The following is a 22,655-nucleotide window of genomic DNA, read 5'->3' as shown; positions in this document are numbered from 1 at the left end:
TGTGGCGTGCGGCCCGCGCATGTCGGGCCGGTCCGGCCGGGGCGGGTCAGCGCCGGCGAGAGTGTTCCGTGACGAAGGTGTAGCCGGGTGGCAGTTCCCAGCCGTCCGCCTTTCCGACGTGGCGGCAGTGCTCGCGGTAGGCAGCGCGCTGTGCATCGGTCGGATTCGAGCCCGCGGGCAGCCTCCGCAGGAAGCCGTGGACGAAGTGCTCCACGCCGTGGACCTGCGGCGGCGCGCCGGCACGCGAGCCCGGTCGTGGCACCACTACGGGGTTCGGCGCGTAACCGATCAGGGCGATGGGCGGCTCACCGTCGCGGGCAGGGTGGTGGGGCTCGCCGTCCACACCGCGGCTGCCGATGGCCGGGTACAGGTGGTGTTCGGCGAGGAGCTCGTCAACGGCCTGCTCCAGTGCGGTGACTTGCTGGGGGGCGGGAGTTGTGTCGTAGACGCCTCGAGGGAGGGCGGCCCGGTCAAGGAGAGCATGTCCCTCGGGCGTGAGGCGGCCGAAGCGTCGTACGGTACGCAGGACGAGACGCCGGGTGTCGAGGCCGGCGGACGAGTCGCCGTCCCGCTCACTACCCGGCGCTCCTTCCCGGGTGAGCACTCCCGAGTCGTAGCGATGCGCGACGAGCTGCCCGTCGATGTCGACGGGGTGTTCCAGTTCGACGGTGTGGACCCGGAAGACGGTACCGCCGCGCGGCCACTGGATGTACAGGCACAGCCCGGGGAAGAAATCGATCGGCCACTGGACGTTCCGGAGCATGCCGGTCTCATCGGTGAGGTCCAGAAGCACCTCCTGGACCTCCTCGGACGCGTCGAGCTCGCCGCCGGGATGGCTGAGTTCCAGGCGTACGCGCACGGAGCCGGTATCCGTGCCGAGATATGCCAACCCGTCCCGGGCCCTGGGGCTCAACGGCAGTCGGTCCTCCATGAGGTGGGCGAGACGCAGCGGGGTCTGCCAGCAGACCTCGCTGTCGTTGATCCTCAGGTAGTTCGGCGGACCGATCCGGTCACCGTCCGCGAGCGGGGTGTCCGCGGGTTCGGCATCGACGTACCGTTCGTCCTCCGGCTGTTCCTCTCGGGGGACGCTCTGTGCGTGCGGCACCGCGACAGGCCGAGGCGGCGCGGGTGGATGTACCGTGTCATGCCAGCCGCGTCCCGCTGGGCGTAGCGGATCACTGTCGTCCGCCTCCTCCGAGCCCGGGTGGTGGGACCGCCAGATGCCACCGTTCTGGAAGTCGTCGTCGAGGGTGATCCGTACGTCGCTCCCGGCGCGTATGCCGTTGTCCGTGTCTCCCCGGACGAAATCCGCGACCGCCAGGTTGGCGCGGCACACCGAGACCGCGTATTCCACTCCGCTCAGCAGTGGTTCGGCACCGTCGACGCCGCGCAGCCACGCCCCGATCGCCGTGTACACGGTGCGGGAACCGTTCACGCCGTGCCGTCGGTGGGTGGCAGGGGCCGCACTGCGTTCCAGGGAGCCGGCGAGGGCTCTCAGGTCGTCGCCGCCCAGCGGCCCGTCGTGGCCCAGGGCGGCCCCGATGCGGGTACGGGTCAGTGCGTAGTGGCCCCAGCTGCGCAGACTGTCGCTGGTGCGCAAGGCGTGATCGACGGTGTCCAGCAGCCCGCTGAGGGCGCTCTTCAGCCGCTCCTCCGTGCCACCCCCGGCCAGGTGGGCGACGGACGCGGGAACGAGGGGGCTCAGCAGTGCTTCGCGCTGGTGGGTCAGCAGATGCTGCACGAAGGCGGTGCAGTCGTCAAGCCCGGCGTGCGGCGCCGAGCCGTAGCGGGCGTCGACGACGACGTGGCCGTCCTTGTTGAGCCACTTCTGGCGGGACCGGAACCGCTGCAACTTCGCCTCGCTGAGCTGCAGCGCGGGGCCGAACGCCGTGAGATCAGGGACCAGCAGCTCCCGGCGCACTGGGTGCGGTGCCTCCGACAGCTCGCTCGGTCCTCGGACACCGGCCGGTACCCCGGACACCCACGCGGGTACGTCGGCACCCTCTTCGACGCCGGGGTGGCGGCCCTCCTTGTAGACGATCTCCGCGTACAGCGGGTCGGATCCTGTTTCGATGCGAACGAGTGCCCCGACGGGCAAGGCCGGTACTTCGTCGCCCAGCGTCAGGGAGGGGAACGCGTCCAGGTCGAAGGGGCCGTTGCCGTGACCTTCGCCACTGAGCTCGTAGCCGAAATAGGCCGCATTGAAGGCGACCGCGGTGTGCACCGGACACACGCGGTCGGACACGACCGCCTCCAGGTAGCGACGCAACCGTTCCAGTTCCTCGGCGGGTGTGCTGCGGTGTCCGCCGGTCATGGCGGGAGTGAGCACAGGCTCGCCGTCGAACGGCCGCCAGATGTCCGGTCCAGTGCTGATCATCGTGGTCACGCCCAGCTGTCCTTCCGTTCGGGTCCGCTTCCCGCCCGGCGGGATCTCATGTGTCGGACTGGGCGGACAGCTCGCCAGAGGCTGTCCGGGCCCTCGACTGCGGCTCCGGCTGCGGCCAGCCGTGTGAGGCTCGCGCCCACCGCCGTATAGGACAGATCCGCACGACCGCCGAAGTGGCGGCTTTCCCGGATCGCCTTCGGCAGGGGGATCATCTTTCGATTCCTCGGGTTGTAGGAGGATTCGTCGCCGCGCAGTGCGTGCCAGAGCCGGCGCGGGTGTGCGCCCTGCGGCTGGAGCTGCAGCAGCCGGTGGACCTGGAGGTCGACGCGCTGGTCGCGCAGTGAGGTGTCGGCACCGCCTCCCTCGCGGGGGCGCGGGCTGTCGAATGCCTGGGCGACGGCAGGGCGCCGCTCCTCCACGGGCCAGCGGCCGGTGTCCCAACAGGCCGAGCAGCGGCAGCGGGCCGTGGTGCAGCACCCCTCGGGCAGGTCGCTGACGCCGAAGTAATCGGCGAAGACCCGTTGGGCGCATACCGTGCTCGCGTCGAAGAAGTTCCGGAGCCTGGCCAGTTCCTCGGCGGCCCGGCGCCCGCGTCGGCCGAGCAGCGGGAGGAACCCGTCGGGCAGGGTGCCGGTGCGGGTGGTCAGACCGGTGACCAGGCGGCGGCTGGGTGCCGCTGAGACGTCCAGGAGCCCACGGTCGTGGAGGTCGGCGAGCAGTTCCCAGGTCGCCGACGGTCCATCGGCGACCGAGCGGTAGTCGGGGCACCGGGCGGCGAGTTCCCGGTCGAGAGCTCGGACGTCGACCTGTCGTGGGGTGTCCCAGGACAGGGCGGTGTCGATGACGGTCTGCTCCAGCCGCACGGACCCGGCCGCTTCCTCGTCGCGCTCCGCTGCAGTGGTAGGCGTCTGTCCTGCGCCGTGGCCGGCCGGTCGGAGGTCGCCGGGTTTGACCGCGCAGAACGGTGGGTGGTCGCCGAGGTCCTCGACGGCGCCGAGGTCGGCGAGCGCGCTGAATGCCCGCATGATGCCGCCCTGGTAGCGCTCCTGGGTGTGCCGGTCGTCCAGCTCAGCCTCGCTCAGCGCACCGCTCGCGGCGTCCTCGGCCATCAGCAGGTCGGCCAGCCGCACCGGATCGAGCGTGCCGTCCCGCTGGGCGAGGACAAGGTTGCCCATGCGCCGGAGCAGCGACGTGGGCAGTTCCTGGCCCGTCATGAAACGGACCATGCGCAGGCCCCGGCTCGTCGCGAGGGCGAGACCGCTGTTGACGGGGCCGTCGCCGGCCGTCCCCCGGCCCGCGCCGTCCCGCCCCGCCCGACCCAACTGCTGGTAGAGCGCGGCCAGGTCGGTAGGCGGCGACACGCACATCACGGTGCGTACGTCGGGCCGGTTGACACCGAGCCCGAACGCGGAGGTGGCCACCACCACGACCGGGACGAAGCCGTCGTCGCCTCCCCGGGGCGCCTCCCGGAACTCAGTCATGACGGCCGCCTTCTCCGCCTCCGTCAGACGGCCGTGGAACCGCAGCACGCGGACGCCAGCGTCACCCACGTACTCGCGCAGGTGGGTGTAGAGGGTGTTGACCTCCTTGACGGTGAGGCAGTAGAAGATGGCGTGACCGTCGAGCGCGTCGACGACGCGCTCGACCAGCCCTGCCACACTTCCCTGTCCGAGTCGGTCGAGGGAGCGGCGGAAGACGGCGAGTTCGGGCCTGATCGGGTTCTCGCGCACCGTCAAAAGCCCACCGACGACTCCGGGATGCTCTGCTTCGGCGGTCGCCTCGGCCGAGGCGGGCTCAGGGACCTCGGTGGGCAGACCGAACAGCCCTTCGCGCAGCGCCTCGTGGACGGCCCTGTTGGCGGTGGCGGTCACCGCGGTGACCCCCACCCCGTGGTCCCGGCGCAGCTCGTCCAGGAACCTGCTGACCCGGCGCATGCTGGGCCGAAAGTCCTCCCATTGCGGGAGGGTATGTGCCTCGTCCACGGCGATCCGGGTCACCCGGCCCGCCGCCGCGGCCGCGCGGACGGTCTCCCGGAAGCGCCGCTGGCACAGGCGTTCCGGGCTGACGTAGACCAGGCGGATACCGTGGTCGGCCCGACCGAGGAGCTGGTCCGTCACTTCTGTCTTGCCAGCCCTGCTGCTGGACTCGCGCAGCGGGGAGATGAGTGCGCGGACCGCGCCACCGATGGACCGGTTCAGTTCGAGTGCCTGGTCGTGCATGAGAGCGACGAGCGGGCTGACGACCACGGTGACGCCGGGCAGGACCAGCGCGGGCAGCTGGAAGGTGAAGCTCTTGCCGAAGCCTGTGGGAAGCAGTCCGAGTACGTTGCGCCCCTCGGTCACGGCGGCGATGACGGCCTGCTGGGCCGGCTTGAGGGCCACGGGTTCGTCGACGAGCCGCAGCAATCCTCCGATGCGGGCGCAGCGGTCCTTGATCTCCTCCACGAGCAGGCCCTGTTCCCGCAGCTTTTGAGTCTCCTCTGTGGTCAGGGCCAGTTCACGGATGCGCCTGGTGTGCGGTAGGAGGGTCTGTCGTTCGAGGGCTTCGTCGGTACACAGCTCCGCAGCCCGGGTGGGGTCCAGGAGGTTGTGGGCCGCCATGAACTCCCAGATGCGACGCCATCCTTCGGCCATGGTGGCGACGTTGCCGCCGCCGATGTCGCCGGTTTCCGGGTCGGGGCGCTGAAGTCCGTCATCGAGGCTGCCGAGGAAGGCACGCCGGTAGGAGCGACGCAGGCTGCTTGCTCCCGCAAGCTTGCGGTCGCTGATGACGACGACGCCACGGTGGCGGTCGGAGCGGATGAGCCGGCCCACCGCCTGACGCAGCTGAAGCGCGGCGAGCGGCAGGTAGTAGTGCTCGGTGGCGGCACCTTCCGGATCGGGGTGGCCGGCCTGCTCGGCGCGTTCGGCAACCGCCGCGCGCCGGGCCTCCACGATCGGAGCGGCGAACGGTGCGAAGGGCAGTTTGTTGATCCACACCAGACGCAGCCGCTCGGCGTCGGAGACGTCGACCCCCTGCCAGAGTCCCTTGGTGCCGACGAGAAACCCTCCGCCATCCCGTCGGTCGGTGAAGGCCTGATAGGCCCGGCCGTTGCCGAGAGTGAGCGCCTCGACGACCGGGGTGTCGAGGGCGCGGGAGCGCAGCTCCTGCACGAGGTGGAAGCCGATGCCCGCGGCGGTCGAGCGAGCGGTCGTGAGGATCACGCCGCCGCCATCAAAGCCGTTGCCGTCGGCGCGTCCACGTGTCATTTCGGTGGCGAATCCGGCGACGTGGTGGGCGACGGTCCGCAGGGCGCCCTCCTCCTGCTCCGCCCAGGAGGGGAAGTCGGAGAAGCACACGACCTCGGCCTGGCTGCGCAGGGCGAACGGGGAAGGCAGGGACAGCGTCGGCAGATCGTCGGGCAACCCGAGTCGGGTCCGCATGAAATCCCATTCCCCGGCGACACGCAGGGTCGCGGAGACGTAGTAGACACGGTCGAAGGACGCCAGGTAGCGCCGCCACTCCGGGTCTGCGGGCAGATCGACGGGACTGGTGGCGACACGGAAGCGGTAGGACCGCAGTTCCGCCTTGGGTTCGTCCGCTTCCTCCAGATGTATGACGCGCGAAGGCGGAGCCTCGTCCAGGGTGAGGGCGGGGTCGAGAAAGGCGCGGATGTCGGCCGTGATCCGGTCGAGGGCCGTAGTGAGTGATTCGGTGTGCTCCGCGAGCGCGGTCAGGCGCTCGCGTACCAGGGGATCGATTCCGGCAGCGTGCTGGACCACGTACCGCTCCAGCGTGATGCGACAAAACACGAGCGCCTTGGCGATGCTCTCCAGCACCACCGACAGCCGCCGGGTGTGCCGGGTGCCGGAGGTGCCGACGTAGGGGCTGGCGAGCGTGGTCGCCCGGCTGCCGATGCGTACGCCCACGCCCTTGGCCTGGGCGTCGAGGGCCTGCGCCGCCAACCGAGGAAGGCGTTCATCATCGAGCAGTCGTTCGAGGTCTGCAATCGCTGCGGCGGCCTGCTCCTTGGCGGTGCCCAGGTGCGCGTCCGCGATCCATGCCTGGTACTCCGGCAGCAAAGCTTCCAGGTCCTGGTAGTTGACGGTCACGGTCAGCGCGGACGTGGCGGCGTTCTCCAGCTCATGCGCCTCGTCGATCACGAGGAGCACCTCAGGTCCGACGGCACGCAGGTCGTCCAAGTGGGAGAGGACGAGTGCATGGTTGGCGAGGATGAGGCGGTGGCTGTCGATCGACTCCCGGACGGTGTCGGTGTGCACAGTGAGCGGATTGCCTGCGGCGGGGCCATAGTCACCGTCGCGCTGGGACAGCGACTCCAGCCAGAGCGGCAGGCCGCGCCCGATGTAGTCGATGAAGAAGGCGGGCAGGTCCACCGGGTCGACCGATCTGGCCGTCCAGGACTGCGGGGGCTCCTTGGCCGCGAGCAGGCGCAGCGCGAGGAAGACGGCGAGTTCGCGGAACCGGATCCGCTGGGAGAAGCGGGCGCGGGCGGTGCCCGCGGAGCGGCGCCGACGCGTGGCCTCGGCGAGGGTCTTCGTCAGGGCTGCGAGAGAGAGCCGGTTGGACTTGCCCTTGACCAGGTCGGCGACCCCGAGGATGCCTGGCAGGGCCCGCTCCAGGTCTTGGACGTCCTTCGCCATCTGGCTCTGCAACTGTTTGGTGTACGTGGCAATGACAGCGGTACGGCTGTCACCACCGGCGAGCCAGTCCAGCGCGGCGGCAAGTACGGCATAGCTCTTTCCGGTGCCGGTGGGCGCTTCCAGCAAGCCGCCGACTCCGCGGTCGGTCCAGTCGTGCAGCGTCGCCGTCATCTCCTGCTGGGCGGGCCGGGGTTCAACGCGGGCGCCGTGCACAACCCGGGCGAGAGCGGTCGGCTCGACCCGTCCGTCGGCGCCCCGCAAGACGTCCGGCACCTCCACGGCGCCCTTGCCCGGTGCTCTTCCGCCAGGGGTTCGACGCGGCGTGTGCTGCCCGAACTCGGCACCCAACAGGCGGGTCACGTGTGCGTGCTCCCACACTTGCGGCTCTCGATCATTGGCAGCCTCGCCCTCGGCCAGTTCCCGCAGCAGTCGCCACGCGTCGGAGTCGGGGCAGACATCGGCGATGAGACCGCGTAATTCGGCCGTCCTGCAGGCGAACTCGGCGGCGGCCCGCTCCAGGAGGCGCACCAGCAAGAGCGCGTCACTGTCCGCAGTATGGGCACGCAGGCCCGAACGGGACACGTCGAGCTGGATCGCCAGGTCCTGAAGTCGGTGGGACGGGGCTGTCGGCCACATGGCGTGCGCGAGGTACAGGGCATCGACGGGGCGCACGGCGGAGAGCGGATCGCTGGTACCGGCCTCCTTCGCCGCTTCACAGACGACGGGAAAGTCCAGTGTCGTGCCGTTATAGGCGACCACGACATCGGCGTCCGACAGGAAGTCACGCAGCTCCGTCCACGCCTGTTGCTGGGATACCCCCTGGCCAAGCACAGCGTCCCGCACGCTGCCGTCACGCAACTCCTCAGTGTCACCAGGGAACCTGAGGTACCGCCGCCAGCGGGGCGCCGCAGCGACCCATTCACGATCGGCGCCGAACCTGACCGCTGCCGCCTCGTAAACGTGCCGCTCCAAGTAGGGAGCGGTCGCCGTCGTCCGTACGACGCTTTCGACGTCGAGCGCGACGGTCCGCAGCACGGACGTCTCGTCCAACCGTGCAGCAACAGCGGACTCAGCGCCTGGCTGGCGCCGTTCGGACGCCACCTGTGCCGGGCGCACCAGTTCCTGCGGAGCAACAGGCAGGAGAAGGTCCCCCGAAGCGATCAGCAGACCTCCGCGGACCGCCTCGGCGACCAGCTTGATTAACCGCTGCTCCGGCAGTGTGCCGAACTGCCTCTTGGCCTCGACGACCAGTTCCCGCTCAGAAATTCCGGACGAGAAGGCACGGACCAGCTCTGCAACCTTCCGCGACGCCGCAGAAACCGTCTGCCCTTCGGGCATGTACACCCCCCTTGCACACAGCCCCGGCCGATGCTCGACCGCGCCGCTCCCTCGGCTCTCCCTCCCCTGGAGACCGGGACGTGGCCTACATCATAGTTTCATTCAGAAGGTTACGGACCTTTAGTAGAAATCTCGTGGGCGTCAGACGGACACGGACAGGCGTGACGGTGTTCAGCTTCCACGAGCCGAACTGGCACATAGGGGGCACGTGGTGAAAGATCGGCGTGCTCGCCCGTCCAGTACGCGGCCTCTTCCGCTGCCGCGGCCATCACCCCTTCGCGCATTCCCCCGCCATTTGCTGACCCCGCTCGCGGCGTGCCTTCACTACAGACGGGTCCATGCCCCTCCTCCACACGCGACTTCGACAGCGGGGTGACGCCGAGGGATTCGGCGAGACTTTCCGGATCCAGCCGGAAGCCTTCCGACCAATTCTTCGAGCTGGCCGTTACCGAGTTCCACCGTCGGGACCCGGACTGGGCATGGGAGTGGGATGCAGTGTTTGACCGTTACCGCAGACCGGTTTCGCCGTGAGTCCACTGCGGTGTATCGCTCGGCTGCCCTGCACATCCGCCGTGCAGGGCAGCCACCGCCGTGGACGGCTCCGGGGTGGAACCTGCTGGCTACACCGCATCCTCTCGTTGCAACGGTGGTAGAGGGGATGGACACGATGACCGCCTCTCAGGCGTTCTCGTCATGGATCCGCGCACCCAGATCCTCCGCCCACTCCAGCGCCCACGCCTTGAGTTCTTCGATCTGCCGGAAGGTGAGCCCGTACGCGGTGTAGTCCTCATCCTCGTACCAGTCCGCGCCGATGAGCCGGTCCCGGAGGTCTTCGAGGCTGAACTCGTCGTGGGCGCGACGGCGGCCCAGGGATTCGAGGTCGACGGTGGAGCGGTGGCGGGAGGCAGCCTGGACGTCGATGAGGTCACGGACGGTGCCGCGGTCGGCGAGGGCACGGACCTTGGTGCCGATCACGTCATCGAGGGAAAGAACGGGGCCGTAGGGGGTCTGAGCGGGCGGAGCCCAGAACGCCTCCTTGAGGACGTCGACCTCGCACTCCTCGCCGGTGTCCGGATCGGTGACGAGGAAACGGCCGCTGAGCGGATCAGTCTGGACGTGCGTGGTCCGCCATCCGCGCGCGCTGAGACCCGCTGTGAGTGAGGCGACGATCTCCTGCATCGGAGCAGGGTTCTCGGTGGCGACGTCGAGGTCACGACTGAAGCGTTCGACCAGGCCGTGGGCCTGCACGGCGTATCCGCCGGTGAGGACCAGAGGGTAGGGGGAGCCGAGGTCGAGGATGTCGGCGAGGAGACGCTCGTGGAGCGGAGTGAGCTTCACGCGGCGGTCGTGTCGGCCGGAGCGGTGCGGAGCAGCTCGGGGAAAGCGTCTTCCCAGACCTCGCGGATGTAGGGGCTGATCAAGCGCCGCAGGACGGGCCACTGCTCGGTGAGCAGCCGGTGGTGCAGGAGAGCCACCAGGTCCTCACGCAGTCCTTCGGCGAGGACGGTCCGGTAGAGCGTCATGCGGGACTTCGGACGGTCCAGGCTGTAGCTCGTCCGCCCGGACCAGACGATGTGGAGCGGCAGGTCCACGTTGCCCTCGACGGGGCCGGCCAGCTCCTGCAAGCGCTTGGGCAGCCGGCTGCGGTAGCGGTCCCGCAGCACCTCAGCACGAGGGGCGGTGATCGTCGTGTCCATGCATCCAGTATCGCTGCTGGGAGGCGGCGGCATGGCGGATACGGGGCTCCTCTCTCGTACGTACGGGTCGGGCGCCACCCGCCCTTCCTTCGAACACCTCACCCCGTGGGCGCTCAGGGCATCATGGCCTACCCGTGCAGCTTCCGGGTGGTGCGGCAACCAGCTGCCCTGCCGACCTAGGACCAGCCCCGCTCGCGGGCGCGGGTGATCGTGACGCAACAGGTCACGCGGAGGGCGCCGCGGTGGGGTGGGCTGCGGCTTCGGTCACGGTGTCGCGAATGACGACGGTGTCGAAGCCGAGGGCCATGACGTCGGCGCAGTGGACGAGAAGGACACCGGGGCGGGCTAGGTAGGTCGTGGCAGCGGCCGGAGCATCCATAGGGCACGCCGCTTCGGCCCCGAACGCAGCCCAGTTGCTCACGCCCATGCCGCGGACGAGCTGTCGAGCCACGCAGCGAACCTCCCAAGCAGGAGCCAGGCGCCTGTGTCCAAGTCCCCGTCATGGCGGCCACCTGGTCAGCAAGCTGGGACGCTCCCGCGCCCGATGCTGACCGTTTACTGACCTGGAGGCGGCGACTAGGGCTCTGACCTGCGAAAACATCTAAGCGCTAGATCTTCGACTTGAACATAGTACGCAGCACTTTGGACTCCTGGGAGACGGCTCCCTGCCCGCTTTGTGCAGGTCAAGGGCGTTCTTCACTGTACACCGGCACGCGTCGGAGTCGAGGATTGTGAGGAACATCGCTTCACTCTGGCAACCAGGCTCCCTACCTGGGCTTCCGTGCGAGCCAGACTGTTGTGCCGCCGCCGACCAAGCGTCTGTTCGGACGCCCGTCTCGGAATCGGAATGTGCGGGGAATGATGCTGATCAGATGCTGACTTACCTGACGGCACATCAGGCACAGGAGGGTCATAGGGCGAGTCGCTTGCCGGTAGCACCAGTACTCCAGTCTGCTGTCGCGATCTTGTGGCCGTACCCAGCCGAGAACGGGTACGGCTGCTGCACTGGTCCAACTGGCGGCGCCAACACCAAGCGACAGCCCGCCGCAGCCACTACCGACGACGCTCCGGCGAGGAACCGACCGGATAGATCACGAAACCGCAGCCGGTGACGGACACCGGCCACCGTGCGACGGCGGACGGGACCGTGACGACCACCGATCTGCTGGTCGGCGGGATGACGGCCGCATCTTCGCACCGCTCGACGCCGCGACCACCGCGGCCTTCTTCGACATCACGAACACCGGGGCGGCCGCGGACACGCTGGAGTCCGTCTCCTCCCCCTCCCTGGGGGTCGCCATGCTCGGCCGGAACGTCTCGAAGAACGGCACCGGCCGTATGGAGCCGGTCGAGTCCTTGGTCATACCGGAGGAGTAGTCGAACAGCAGGCACGTGCCCTCCTGCCACTCCCGTGTCTCGCCCGCGACCCTGATACCGCAACCTTCGGGGATGTCGCCGCCAGATGCAGGTCGATGCTGAAGTTCCACAGGTCGCAGTGCGGGGCGATGCACGCGCCGGGCAGCAGGGTCGAGAAGTGGCACCCCAGCAGAGGGCAGAGCTTCCCCGTGTCGACAACCTCCTGGTTCAGCACGTCGAAGGCGTCGGAACCGAGTCCGCCGACTCGCTCACCCGGGCACCCTTGCGAAAGAGATAGAGAGCTTGCCGGTCCGACTGGCGTGAGAAGTAGTGCTCGTAATCGGAGAACGCGGCCCTCCGGTCGGCCCAGGCGTCCTCCAACTCCTTCTTGATGGCAGCGTGATTCGCATCGAAGGCATGCACCACCGGCGCCAGCTCCGGGTGCCCGTACGGGTCGTGCCAGGGCTGCTGGGAAATACCGGGCAGGATCCACTTGGCACCGTTCTTTAAGGGTGCCGCTGCTGCTTCCCCGCCGCCATGATCTCCTCGACCCGGACGATCGAGTCCGGACCGTACTCACTCCTGATCGCAGCGAAGGCATCTCTATCTCCGGGGTCATGGCGTCTCCATGGTTTCGAGGTCTCATGTCCGTGCGCAGTACGCCGTAAGGCGCTGGAGTCGTACCCCTCCCAACCCAAGGGGAAAGCACTCGGCACAGCCCACTCAGGAGCACATTTCGGCGGCACGCATGACGAATGAACCCTTTGTGCTTCCGATGCCTCGGAATCCCGTCGATATACGGGAACCAGAGCACGGGAGAAACCGATTACCTTGAGTTGTGGTCTTTCACGCGCTACCCAATGCACTAGCCTCGATCGTTCATGAGGGTCCGCCGACGGAGTCGGTGGACCTTTTCGCTTTCCGGAGCTGATGGTGGGCAGGCCGGCGGCCCGGTTGTCGCGTCGGGTGGGCGCCGGGTTCCACTGCCCGGGGCGGGTGATGTTGCAGTTGGGACGGTGGAAGGTTGCTGGTCAGTCGGGGGGCAGGAGCGCGAGGCGTTCGAGGGCGGTGGTGATCTCGCCGGTCCAGGGCCAGTGCTGGGTGAGGCGGAGGATCTCGCGTCGGCCGGTGGTGACGAGTTGGGCGGCTGCGGAGAAGAGGCGGAATCGCAGGCGGCGGGGTTCCCAGACTCGGGCCTTGCCGGTGAGGGTGGGCATGGGCATCCAGGCCAGCAGGTCGAGGGCGATCTGGACGATCTCGAGCCAGACCTTGTTCTGGGCTGTTGTGTGGAGGGTCAGGTTGCGCAGGCCGGTGGCGCGGGCGGCGCGGATGCGGTTCTCGGCCCAGGCCCGCCGGCGGTGGCGCAGTTCGAGGGCGGCGATCGCCTCGACGGCCGTGTTGGTCGCGAAGCAGTAAAGCGCATGCCGTCGGCGTCGGTGAAGCGCAACTGGGCTCCGGGGTGCGGGCGTTCCTTGCGCACGATCAGTCGAAGGCCCTTGGGCCGGCCGGTCAGGCAGTCGCCGGTGAGTTCGGCGACCCAGGCGCCGTCGCGGATGTCACCGCCGGGTTCGACGGCGGGCGTCCAGGCCGAGGCCGGGACCTTCAGGACGGCCTGGCGGATGGCATCGGTGATGGCCATGCCGACCGAGTGCGACAGTCACCGCCCGCGCCGGGTGAGCCAGGCGACGAACTCGTGGGTGCCGCCGCCGGAGTCGGTGCGGATCAGCGTCTGACGCCCCCGCCGGAGGTGTTTCGGCAGCTGGGAGAGGGCCGACTGGGTGGCCTCGATGTGGTCGGCGGCGGTGTTGGAGCCCCGCGTTTCCGGGCCGCAGCAGGCCCACGACCGGCTCGCCGGACCCGCCGCGACCGTGGTCGACGAATCCCATCAGCGGGCGGTGCCCGAACGTCTTCTTCCAGGTCGCGGTGACGTCCTGCTTCTCGGAGTGCGCCAGGACGAGGACACCGTCGATGTCCACGATTACTTACCCGTCCGCGTCCGGCGCCGCGTTCCCGGCCAACCGCCAGACCCGTTTGCGTACTTCGGCGCGGGCGGCGCAAAGTGCAGCCAAGGCCCGCTGTCCGCTCGACGCCAGCTTGCTGACCAGCCGGGAGACTGTTGGGTCGGAGGCCACCGGCGCGAACACGGCCGGCTCGGCCCGCACCATGCCCGCATCGGCCAGGCAGTCCCCGCCCAGCGCCACCGCGAGCGCGACGTCCAGCAGGACCTTGCCCGGATCGTGCACCGCCCGGGCTTCGCGCCACGGCTCAAGCGCCGCCGATATCCCCGCATCCAGACCGGACTTGCGGACCGTCTCGACCAACAGCACCGGCCTGCGAAACCACTCCGCGACCACCGACCTCGACGCGGACACGCGGGTATGACGCAATACGCCTCTTCACCTGAAAAGTGCCTCCGACCGTGGCGGGAACAAGGACCTCAGCAACCTTATTCTCGCTGGGCAGCGGCACTTCCTGCCTTCTTGGACAGAAGTCGGACGGCCCCCTCATGAAAGCGCGAGGTTAGGATGCTGCGCGCATCGTGATCATCCAAGTCGCAGGCAAGGAGAGGGGCAACGTGAGGCAATTCGCAGTTCGAAACGGTCTTGGCGATAGTCAGGGTCGGGATCCGGAGTGGCAAGTAATGGCAAAACGCCATGGTTTAACCCCCTATCAGCATGACATCTGGGTGGCCAACTCGTTACTGCCCGATAATCCCCAGTTCAACTGTGTGATGCATACGCGTCTCGAGGGCGAGGTGGACCGATCCGCACTGGTGCGGAGCGTCGAACGAGCCCACTCGGAGTTCGACGCATTGCACCTGCGATTCGACGAGGACGAAGATGGCACGCCATATCAGCAGTTCAGCGAGGAGCCCTTCCGGGTTGCCGTCATCGATCTGACGGGACATCACGATCCTGCTGCGGCATGTGCCGCCTGGATGGAGAGTGCGACGGTCCGGCCCTTCCCGTTGCACCGGAGTCCACTGATCGAGGTCAGTCTGCTGGCGGAGAGCCCGGCCGTGACACATGTGTACTCGAAGGTGCATCACATCGTCGCTGACGGATTCTCGGGCGCGCTGTTCGATCGGCGCGTCTTCGATCACTACAAGGCCGCACTGGCAGGTGAGTCCGTCCCCGCAGACAAGCAGTCGGCATACCTTCCGTTCGTGGAAGCCAACGCCAAATACCGGGCTTCGCAGGCGTATCTGGATGACCTGGCTTACTGCCGCAGCGCCGTCGAGGGCGCGGTACCGGCACTCTTTTCACGCAAGGCGGCCTCCGGCGGCCGACGCAGCGCCAGCCACAGCTTCGTGATCGAGCGCGAGACGATGGATCGCATCCGCGCGGCCGGGTACACGCCGTTCGCCTACCTTGCCACAGTACTCGGCGGCTATCTCTCCCGGGTCCTGGGCCGGGACGAGGTCATTCTCGGGATCGCGCTGGCCAATCGTTGGGGCGCACAGAAGAGGGTTGTCGGCGACTTCGCCAACACCCTGCCGTTGCGGTTGTGCGCGACGGACACGACATCGCTGCACGACCTGGTCGGGCAGGTGCAGGACGCGATCCTGCCGCTGGCGCGCCACTCACGGCTGTCGCTGGGCGATCTCCTTCGGGCACTTCCCCGCCCGAGTACGGGCAACGACGCCAGGCAGCTGTTCGACGTTACTTTCTCATACCTCCAGACCGCCCGGCCCGAGGACGTCCCCGGAGCGGTCCGCGAGACGAACCTGCTCAATGCCGGCTGCCATGACCAGGACGCCCTCAACGTCTACGTGACGGTGCCCGAGCGCGGCGGCGACGCCCGGGTCGACCTGGTCCACGCGAAAGACGTCTTCGACGCGGACTTTTCCATAGAGTCCGTGGCCGGCCACCTGCAGTCCCTGGTGCGTGATGGACTCGAAAAGACCGACTTGCCGCTGACCGCCGTTCCCATGCTGACCCCCGGCGAGCGCGCCGACCTCGGTGAGGGGCGTAGCCGCGGGCCGGTCGTCGCCTTACCGGAGCAGGCGACTCTACACGGGCTGTTCGAGACTCAGGTGGCGCGCGACCCCGACCGGATCGCCCTGGTGGGCCCGGCCGACGACCAGACCATGACCTACGGCGAGCTCGACAAGCGCGCCAACCGGCTCGCGCGTGCCCTGCGAGCCGAGGGGGTCGGGCCCGGCGACCGGGTCGCCGTCATGATGGAGCGCGGCCCACAGCTACTGGTGGCGCTGTTCGGAGTGCTGAAGGCCGGCGGTGCCTACGTTCCGGTGGACCCCGGCTATCCGGAGCAGCGCATCCGCTTCCTGCTCGAGGACAGTGACGCCAGAATAGTGCTGGCCGACTCGGCGGTGCCCGCGGGGGCTGCGGAGGCCCCGGGACTGCGTCGAGTGGCGGAACTGCTGGACTCTGAGGAATCCGCCCAGCCGGTGGCGCCGCTTGCCACCTCCGGCGACCTCGCTTATGTGATCTACACCTCGGGCTCGACGGGTATCCCGAAGGGCGTCATGGTGGAACACCGCTCGGTGGTCAACCGCCTGGCGTGGATGCAGCACGCCTATCCGATCGGAGAAGGCGACACTCTGCTGCAGAAGACACCGATCTCCTTCGACGTCTCGGTGTGGGAGCTGTTCTGGTGGGCGATCGAGGGGGTGCGGCTGGTGCTGCTGCCGCCCGGCGGCGAGAAGGATCCGAAAGAGATCCTGCGCGTGGTCGGCGAACACCGGGTCACCATGCTGCACTCCGTACCCTCCATGCTGGGCCCTCTCCTGGAGTTGCTCGACGACTCGTCATACCCTGCCGAGCAGGTCCGGTCGCTGCGGTACGTCTTCTGCAGTGGTGAGGCGCTGGCCCCGGCAAGGGTCGAGCAGTTCAACCGGGTCACGGACCGGAGGACAGCGCTCACCGCCAGGCTGGTCAACCTCTACGGGCCCACCGAGGCGACCGTGGACGTGTCCTGGTACGAGTGCCCGGCGACCTGCGGAGAGCGCGTCGGCCGGGTACCTATCGGAATCCCGGTGGACAACACCCAGCTGTACGTGCTGGACCGGCACGGGGAGCTGCAGCCCGTCGGTGTGCCCGGCGAACTGTACATAGGTGGCGTGCAGGTGGCCCGCGGCTACCTGCACCGGCCCGAGCTCACCCGGGACAGGTTCGTCGATGACCCATTCACCCCAGGGGGCCGGCTCTACCGGACGGGTGACCGGGCACGATGGCTGGCCGATGGCACTCTGGAGTACCTCGGTCGCGCCGACGGCCAGGTCAAGATCCGAGGCAACCGCGTGGAGACCCGCGAGGTTTCCGCGGCTCTTGCCGCTGTCCCCGGGGTGCGCGATGCCATAGTCGTGGACCGCCACGAGCCCTCCAGGGGGACCCATCTCGTCGGTTACTACGTTTCCGAGGAGGAGCATGAGCCGGGCGGTCTGCGCAGGATCCTGGGTGAACGACTTCCGGAGTTCATGATCCCGTCGATCTTCCAGCGGATTGATCGCATCCCGCTCACTCCCAACGGCAAGGCCGACCGCTCAGCCCTGCCCGCGCCGAGCGGCGCGACCACGCCGTCGGTGAGCCGGCCGCCTGCCAACGCCGTTGAGGCGGAGCTTGCCGCCATTTGGGCCGGCGTGCTGCACATCGGGACGGTGGGGGTGAATGACGACTACTACGCCCTGGGCGGCGACTCGATCACCATGTTGCGCATCCGCGCCCAGGCCGAGCGACGCGGGCTCCATTTCTCCCTCGCCGACCTGGTGAGCCACCCCACCATCGAAGCCCTCGCGGCTCTGCTCTGCTCCCGCACGGACCGACGTGCCGCCGATCCGGACCTGACGCCGTTCGCACTCATCCCCAATGTGGACCGGGCCCGGCTGGCCGCGGCCCAGGACGCCTACCCGCTGACCCGCCTTCAGCTGGGCCTGCTCTACCACGGTAATCGCGGCGAACGGGCGGCCGCCTACCGAGACGTCTTCCGCTACACCCTGGAGATGCCCTGGGCGGAGCCTGCATTCCGCGGCGCGTTCCGTGCGCTGGCAGAACGTCACCCGGTGCTCAGGTCCTCGTTCGACCTGGCCCGCCTCAGCGAACCGGTACAGATCATCCACACCACCGCAGTCGACGTACTCGAAGTCCTCGACCTCAGGTCCTCGACCGATGCCGAGGCGGAGATCGGCAGATACATCGAGGAGCGCCGTCACCACGACTACGCCCTGGAACAGGGAGAGCTGTACCGGCTGCGTGCCCATCTGCGGCCCGACACCGTGGAACTGGTGCTCAGCTTCCATCACGCGCTCCTCGACGGCGGCAGCGTGGCCAACCTGATGGCGGAACTGCTCCAGGACTACGCACACCAGCTGGGCCTTCCCATCGACCCGGTGGACGACGGTGCGCTGCCGTCCGGAGCCCACTTCGTCCGCGCCGAACAGCAGGCTCTGCTGTCACAGAAGAGCCGCAGCCACTGGCGGCAACTCCTCGCCGATGCCGAACCGCTGGCACTGGGCACGCTGCGCCCGCATCAAACGCCGAGGGGCCACACTGGACAGACCGTCCGCGACGTCGAGCTGCCGGAGGACCTCACCGTCCGCATCGAACAACTCGCCCGGGACAACGCGCTGCAGGTCAAGTCCGTCTTCCTCGCAGCCCACTGCCTGGCGCTGCAGCTCGTGGCCGGGACGGACGACGTGACCACCGGGATGATCACGCACGGGCGGCCGGAGCTGGAGGGCGGCGACCGGATCGCCGGACTGTTCCTCAACACGGTGCCCGTGCGGCGGCGCGAACGCGGCGCCAGCTGGCTGGACGTGGTGCGGGAGGTGTTCCGGCAGGAGCAGGAGGGCCACCCACACCGGCACTATCCGATCAGCGCCATCCAGCAGGATCACGGCGCGCCGGTGATGCGCACGGCCTTCAACTACGTGCGCTTCCGTCAACTCGATCAGGTGCTGGCACTGCCCGGCATCCGGCTGCGGGCGTTCGGCGCCTGGGAGGAGACCGACTTCGACCTGCTGGTCAACGTCTACACCGATCCCGACAGCGCAAAGGTGCGGGTACGGGTCGACTGCGCCGACAACGCCTTCAGCCCGGACCAGGCGGACCTGCTGGCCCGGTTCCTGGTCGCACTCTTGCACCGCATGGCCGAACGTCCTGACGAGACACCGGACTTCGCCTTCCTCGCGCCGTCGCTGATCCGGGCCGAACCCGGGGCCGACGCCCGGCGCAGCGTGGTGCAGCGGTTCCTGGAGCAGGCAGCAAGCACTCCGCAAGCGGATGCCGTGGTCATGGACGATGAGCGGTGGACGTACGAGCGGCTGGCGAATGCCTCCCGTACCGTGGCGCGGCAGCTGCTCGCCGCCGGACTGCCCTCCGGGGCCAGGGTCGGTATCGCGATGGACCGCTCGCCGCTGACCGTCGCGGCGACGGTGGGCACCCTCATGGCGGGCGCGGCGGTCGTACCGCTGGATATGGCGTTCCCGAAGGCCCGGATCTCCTCCATGGTCCGGCAGGCCGAGCCGTTCCGGATCATCACCGAGCGTGGGCATGAGGCGGACCTGGGCGACGGAGTCCCGGTGATGTACGCGGATTCCATCACCGAAGAGGTACCCGGCACGTTCGACATGCCCGAACCGGATCCCGAGTCGGTCGCGTACGTGCTGTTCACCTCCGGCTCCACGGGTGAGCCCAAGGCAGTGGCTATGCCGCACCGCGGTATGGCCAACCTGGTGGCCTGGCAGAACCGGCAGAACAGCGGTGCCGTCAAAGGCGCGACGCTGGCCTACGCGCCGATGAGCTTCGACGTGTCGTTCCAAGAGATGTTCTCCACGCTCTGCGGAGGGGGCACGCTGCACCTCGTCACGGAGTCCGAGCGGCGCGACCTTCCCGCGCTTCTGCGCCGGATCGACCGTGAGGGGATCGAGCGGGTCTTCTTCCCGTACGTCGTCCTCCAGCAGTTCGCCGAGGCGGCAACCACCCTGGGCATCGCCCCACGTCGGCTGCGGGTGCTGGTCTCCTCCGGCGAGCAGCTCCGCGTCACAGGGGAGATCCGCGCGCTGATGGCCATGCTCCCCGGCGCCCTGCTCGAGAACCAGTACGGGCCGACGGAGTCCCATGTCGTCACCGCCTTCACGATGACCGGTGACTCCACCGCCTTTCCCGCGCTGCCGCCCATCGGCCGAGCCATCGACGGCGCCGAGGTCCATGTGCTGGACTCCAAGCTGCGGCCGGTACCGCGAGGAGCCCTGGGCGAGCTCTACATCGGTGGGGTGTGCCTGGCCCTCGGCTATCCGGGACGGCCCGACCTGACCAGGGAACGGTTTGTCGACCACCCGTCCGGCACGGCGGGCGAGGTCCTGTACCGCACGGGCGACATCGCCCTCACCCTGCCCGACGGGGACATCGTCTGCGTCGGCCGGGCGGACGACCAGGTCAAGATCCGTGGCTACCGGGTCGAGCCGGCCGAGGCCGAGGTGGCCGTCGTCCGTCTTGCCGAGGACGACCCCGGCATCCAGGAGGTGGCGGTCGTCGCCAGGCGGGCGGAGGACGGCAACGACTTCCTGACGGCGTTCCTCAGCGGCGATCCGGCCCGCGCCGACCTGGACGGCCTCAGGAGCCGACTGCGGGACATGCTGCCTGAGTACCTGGTGCCGTCGCGGTTCGAGTGGCTGCCCGCCTTGCCTCTGACCCCCAGTGGCAAGCGGGACGACGCCGCGCTGCGCAGCATCCCGCTCACCGGTCCCGACACCACCGCCGGCCGGGCCACCGACACCACCGCACCACGGGACGAATACGAACGGGTGCTGGCGGACATACTGGCCGACCTGCTCCGAGTGCCGAGCGTCGGCGTGCACAGCAACATGTTCGACCTCGGCGGCACCTCACTGACGGCGATGCGGATGGTGGTGCATGTGGAGCAGCGCTATGGCGTCGCCATTTCGCTGTCCGACTTCATCGCCGCCCCGACCGTGGCCGAGCTGGCGAACCGCCTGCACTCGGACGCGGCCGCACCGGTCTTCGACCCCCTGGTGCCGATCCGGCCGGAGGGCACCCGTCCTCCCCTCTTCATGGTCCACCCCATGGGCGGCAACGTACTGTGCTATCTGCGGTTCGCCCGTCACCTGTCGGCTGACCAACCGCTGTACGCCCTTCAGGCCGCGGGTGCCGACCCGGGCGTGGCACCGCTTCGCTCCTTGCCGGAACTCGCGGAGAGCTACCTGGCCGCCATACGACGGGTGCAGCCGCACGGGCCGTACACCATCGGCGGCTGGTCCTTCGGTGGCTTCGTCGCCTTCGAGATGGCCAGGCAGCTCACGGCGGCAGGCGAGGAGGTCGCCGACCTGATCGTGCTGGACACCGTCGCCGCGACTCCGGGCACCCGCCCGCGCCACAGCGACGACCAGCTGCTGACCTGGTTCTTCTGGGAGATGCTGCTGACGCTCGGCGGAGAGTCTGCGGTGTCGGGAATCCCGGCGGAACTGGTCGGGCTGGAGGAGAAGTTCGCCTTCATCGCCGACTCCGCGGCACGATCCGGAGTGCTTCCCGCAGGCAGCTCGTCCGCCGTTGTCGAACGGCTCTTCCACGTGTACGAGTCGAACTGGACGGCGGCGCTTCAGTACATGCCGGATACGGCCGATCTGGACCTCACCCTCATCCGGGCGAATGACCCACTACCCGAGGTGCTGCGGTCGATGCACGACTCGGTCGGCACCCGGTACCTGGACGCCGACAACGGATGGCGTCAGCTGACGGGCCGCCAGGTGGAAGTGATCCAGGTCCCCGGCGACCATCTGTCGATCATGAAGGAACCCTACGTGGAACACGTCGCCAAGACCGTAGGCGAGCTGCTCGAGCGCAGGTCCGCAACCGCCTCGACCGACGAGACCAGGAAGGCCTGAACACATGGCAATCCCGATTCCCAACACCACGGCCGTCATCGTCGGGGCCGGCATCGGCGGATTGACCGCCGCCGCCGCGCTGCGCCGGATCGGAATCGACGTCCGCGTCCACGAGCGTGCCACGGAATTGACCGCAGCCGGCTCCGGCCTGTCCGTCATGACCAACGCGATCAATGCGCTCGCCTCCCTCGGCATCAGCCTGCCGCTCGAGGAGCACGGCCAGGCCATCGAGGAATTCACGATCATGGACCGGCACGGCCGGGTGATCCGGAAGCAGCCGTTGCCCGAGGTCGCCGCCCGGCTGGGTGCCCCGAGTGTGAACATCAGCCGTGCGGCTCTGCAGCACCTGCTCCTCGAAGCGGCAGGCGATGTCCCGCTGTCCCTCGGTGCTGAGGCCACGCACTACGAGACCGACGAGAACGGGGTCACCGTTCATTTCGGCGACGGAACCAGCGCGCGCGGCGACATTCTCATCGGGGCCGACGGTTTCAACTCCGTGATTCGCCGGCAACTCGCCGGGCCGGAGGAATCCCGCGACAGCGGCTACATATGCTGGCTGGCGCTCGCAGCCTTCGACCATCCGCGCCTCCACCCAGGGTATGTCGGCCACTACTGGGGGCGCGGACAGCGGTTCGGCCTGATAGACATCGGTCACGGCCGGTACTACTGGTGGGGCACGAAGAACATGGATGCCGCCCTCTCCCGGAACTGGACGGGTGACAAGCAAGAGATCGTTCGCGCGTACGACGGCTGGGCCGAGGAGGTGCAGGCGATCATCCGCAGCACCCCGGAGGAAGACATACTCGCCGTCCCCTCGCACGACCGGGCATTCCTCGAGAGCTGGGGATCAGGCCCCGTCACGCTGCTGGGTGACGCGGCCCACCCCATGCTCACCAGCCTCGGCCAGGGTGCGGCCATGGCCATCGAGGACGCCGTGATGCTCGCCCACGCGCTCACGGAGGACCGGCACCACCCCCAGACCGCCCTGCGCGCCTACGAGGACCAGCGGCGCGAGCGCACCAGGGCCATGGTCACCGCGTCCCGAAAGCTGAGCGCCCTGGAACAGCTGGAGAACCCGGTCGCCCGCGCCATGCGCGACATTCTCTTCCGAGTGGCTCCCACGTCCGTGCTCTCCCGCCAACTGGAGGTGGCGCTGGACTTCCCGGCACCCGCCGGGAAGCTGGGCGGGCGGCCGGCCGCAAGAGAGTCGAGCACCTGATACGGGTGGACGGCATCGCGGAACTCACGCGACGCAGGCGGCGGGACTGACCGGGCAAGAGAGGTGGGGGGGGGGGGGGGGGGGGGGGGGGGGGGGGGGGGGGGGGGGGGGGGGGGGGGGGGGGGGGGGGGGGGGGGGGGGGGGGGGGGGGGGGGGG

The 22,655-nt window shown here is 68.8% G+C and carries 8 protein-coding genes and 2 pseudogenes; 3 read left to right on the top strand and 7 right to left on the bottom strand.

All coding sequences use genetic code 11. From position 1 onward, the window contains the following. Positions 1–46: 46 nt before the first annotated feature. The 5 genes from ACFYWX_RS34265 to ACFYWX_RS34245 form a co-directional block, all read right to left on the bottom strand. Positions 47–2,377, bottom strand: coding sequence for a hypothetical protein (locus ACFYWX_RS34265; protein WP_389428833.1), 2,331 nt, complete (start codon positions 2,375–2,377; stop codon positions 47–49). A gap of 5 nt (positions 2,378–2,382) precedes the next feature. Then, positions 2,383–8,364, bottom strand: coding sequence for a DEAD/DEAH box helicase (locus ACFYWX_RS34260; protein ID WP_389428721.1), 5,982 nt, complete (start codon positions 8,362–8,364; stop codon positions 2,383–2,385). 678 nt (positions 8,365–9,042) lie between these two features. Next, entirely contained in the window at positions 9,043–9,702 is a 660-nt protein-coding gene (locus ACFYWX_RS34255) for a nucleotidyl transferase AbiEii/AbiGii toxin family protein (RefSeq protein WP_358520468.1), read from the bottom strand. Continuing rightward, positions 9,699–10,061 (bottom strand): hypothetical protein, encoded by a 363-nt coding sequence (locus tag ACFYWX_RS34250; protein WP_358520471.1) that lies wholly within the window; start codon positions 10,059–10,061, stop codon positions 9,699–9,701. Before ACFYWX_RS34250 ends, ACFYWX_RS34255 begins: the two co-directional genes overlap by 4 nt. A 223-nt stretch (positions 10,062–10,284) precedes the next feature. Then, complete coding sequence (locus tag ACFYWX_RS34245; RefSeq protein ID WP_358520474.1) at positions 10,285–10,512, bottom strand: hypothetical protein; 228 nt, start codon at positions 10,510–10,512, stop codon at positions 10,285–10,287. Positions 10,513–11,012: 500 nt separating this feature from the next. Here ACFYWX_RS34245 and ACFYWX_RS34240 point away from each other — a divergent pair, with 500 nt between their 5' ends. Next, positions 11,013–11,438, top strand: coding sequence for a copper chaperone PCu(A)C (locus ACFYWX_RS34240; RefSeq protein WP_389428832.1), 426 nt, complete (start codon positions 11,013–11,015; stop codon positions 11,436–11,438). Positions 11,439–11,491: 53 nt separating this feature from the next. Here ACFYWX_RS34240 and ACFYWX_RS34235 read toward each other — a convergent pair. Both ACFYWX_RS34235 and ACFYWX_RS34230 read right to left on the bottom strand, forming a co-directional pair. Continuing rightward, positions 11,492–12,018: pseudogene (locus tag ACFYWX_RS34235) on the bottom strand (aspartyl/asparaginyl beta-hydroxylase domain-containing protein); the annotation flags it as partial. Positions 12,019–12,448: 430 nt separating this feature from the next. Then, positions 12,449–13,817, bottom strand: a pseudogene (locus ACFYWX_RS34230) (IS1380 family transposase). Positions 13,818–14,058: 241 nt separating this feature from the next. Here ACFYWX_RS34230 and ACFYWX_RS34225 point away from each other — a divergent pair. Then, on the top strand, positions 14,059–21,279 hold the full coding sequence (locus tag ACFYWX_RS34225; RefSeq protein WP_389428720.1) for an amino acid adenylation domain-containing protein: 7,221 nt from the start codon (positions 14,059–14,061) through the stop codon (positions 21,277–21,279). 4 nt (positions 21,280–21,283) lie between these two features. Next, a complete protein-coding gene (locus ACFYWX_RS34220) occupies positions 21,284–22,498 on the top strand; it encodes an FAD-dependent monooxygenase (protein ID WP_389428719.1) in 1,215 nt (404 codons plus the stop codon). Positions 22,499–22,655 lie beyond the last annotated feature (157 nt).

The organism is Streptomyces sp. NPDC002888 (assembly GCF_042888465.1).
In the GTDB taxonomy this organism is placed as follows: Bacteria; Actinomycetota; Actinomycetes; order Streptomycetales; family Streptomycetaceae; genus Streptomyces.
This window is presented reverse-complemented; position numbering and strand designations above follow the sequence as displayed.

Coding starts and splice junctions, on each gene's coding strand:
- ACFYWX_RS34265 (WP_389428833.1), bottom strand. CDS start 2,377: ATGATCAGCACTGGACCGGACATCTGGCGGCCGTTCGACGGCGAGCCT.
- ACFYWX_RS34260 (WP_389428721.1), bottom strand. CDS start 8,364: ATGCCCGAAGGGCAGACGGTTTCTGCGGCGTCGCGGAAGGTTGCAGAG.
- ACFYWX_RS34225 (WP_389428720.1), top strand. CDS start 14,059: ATGGCAAAACGCCATGGTTTAACCCCCTATCAGCATGACATCTGGGTG.
- ACFYWX_RS34220 (WP_389428719.1), top strand. CDS start 21,284: ATGGCAATCCCGATTCCCAACACCACGGCCGTCATCGTCGGGGCCGGC.
- ACFYWX_RS34250 (WP_358520471.1), bottom strand. CDS start 10,061: ATGGACACGACGATCACCGCCCCTCGTGCTGAGGTGCTGCGGGACCGC.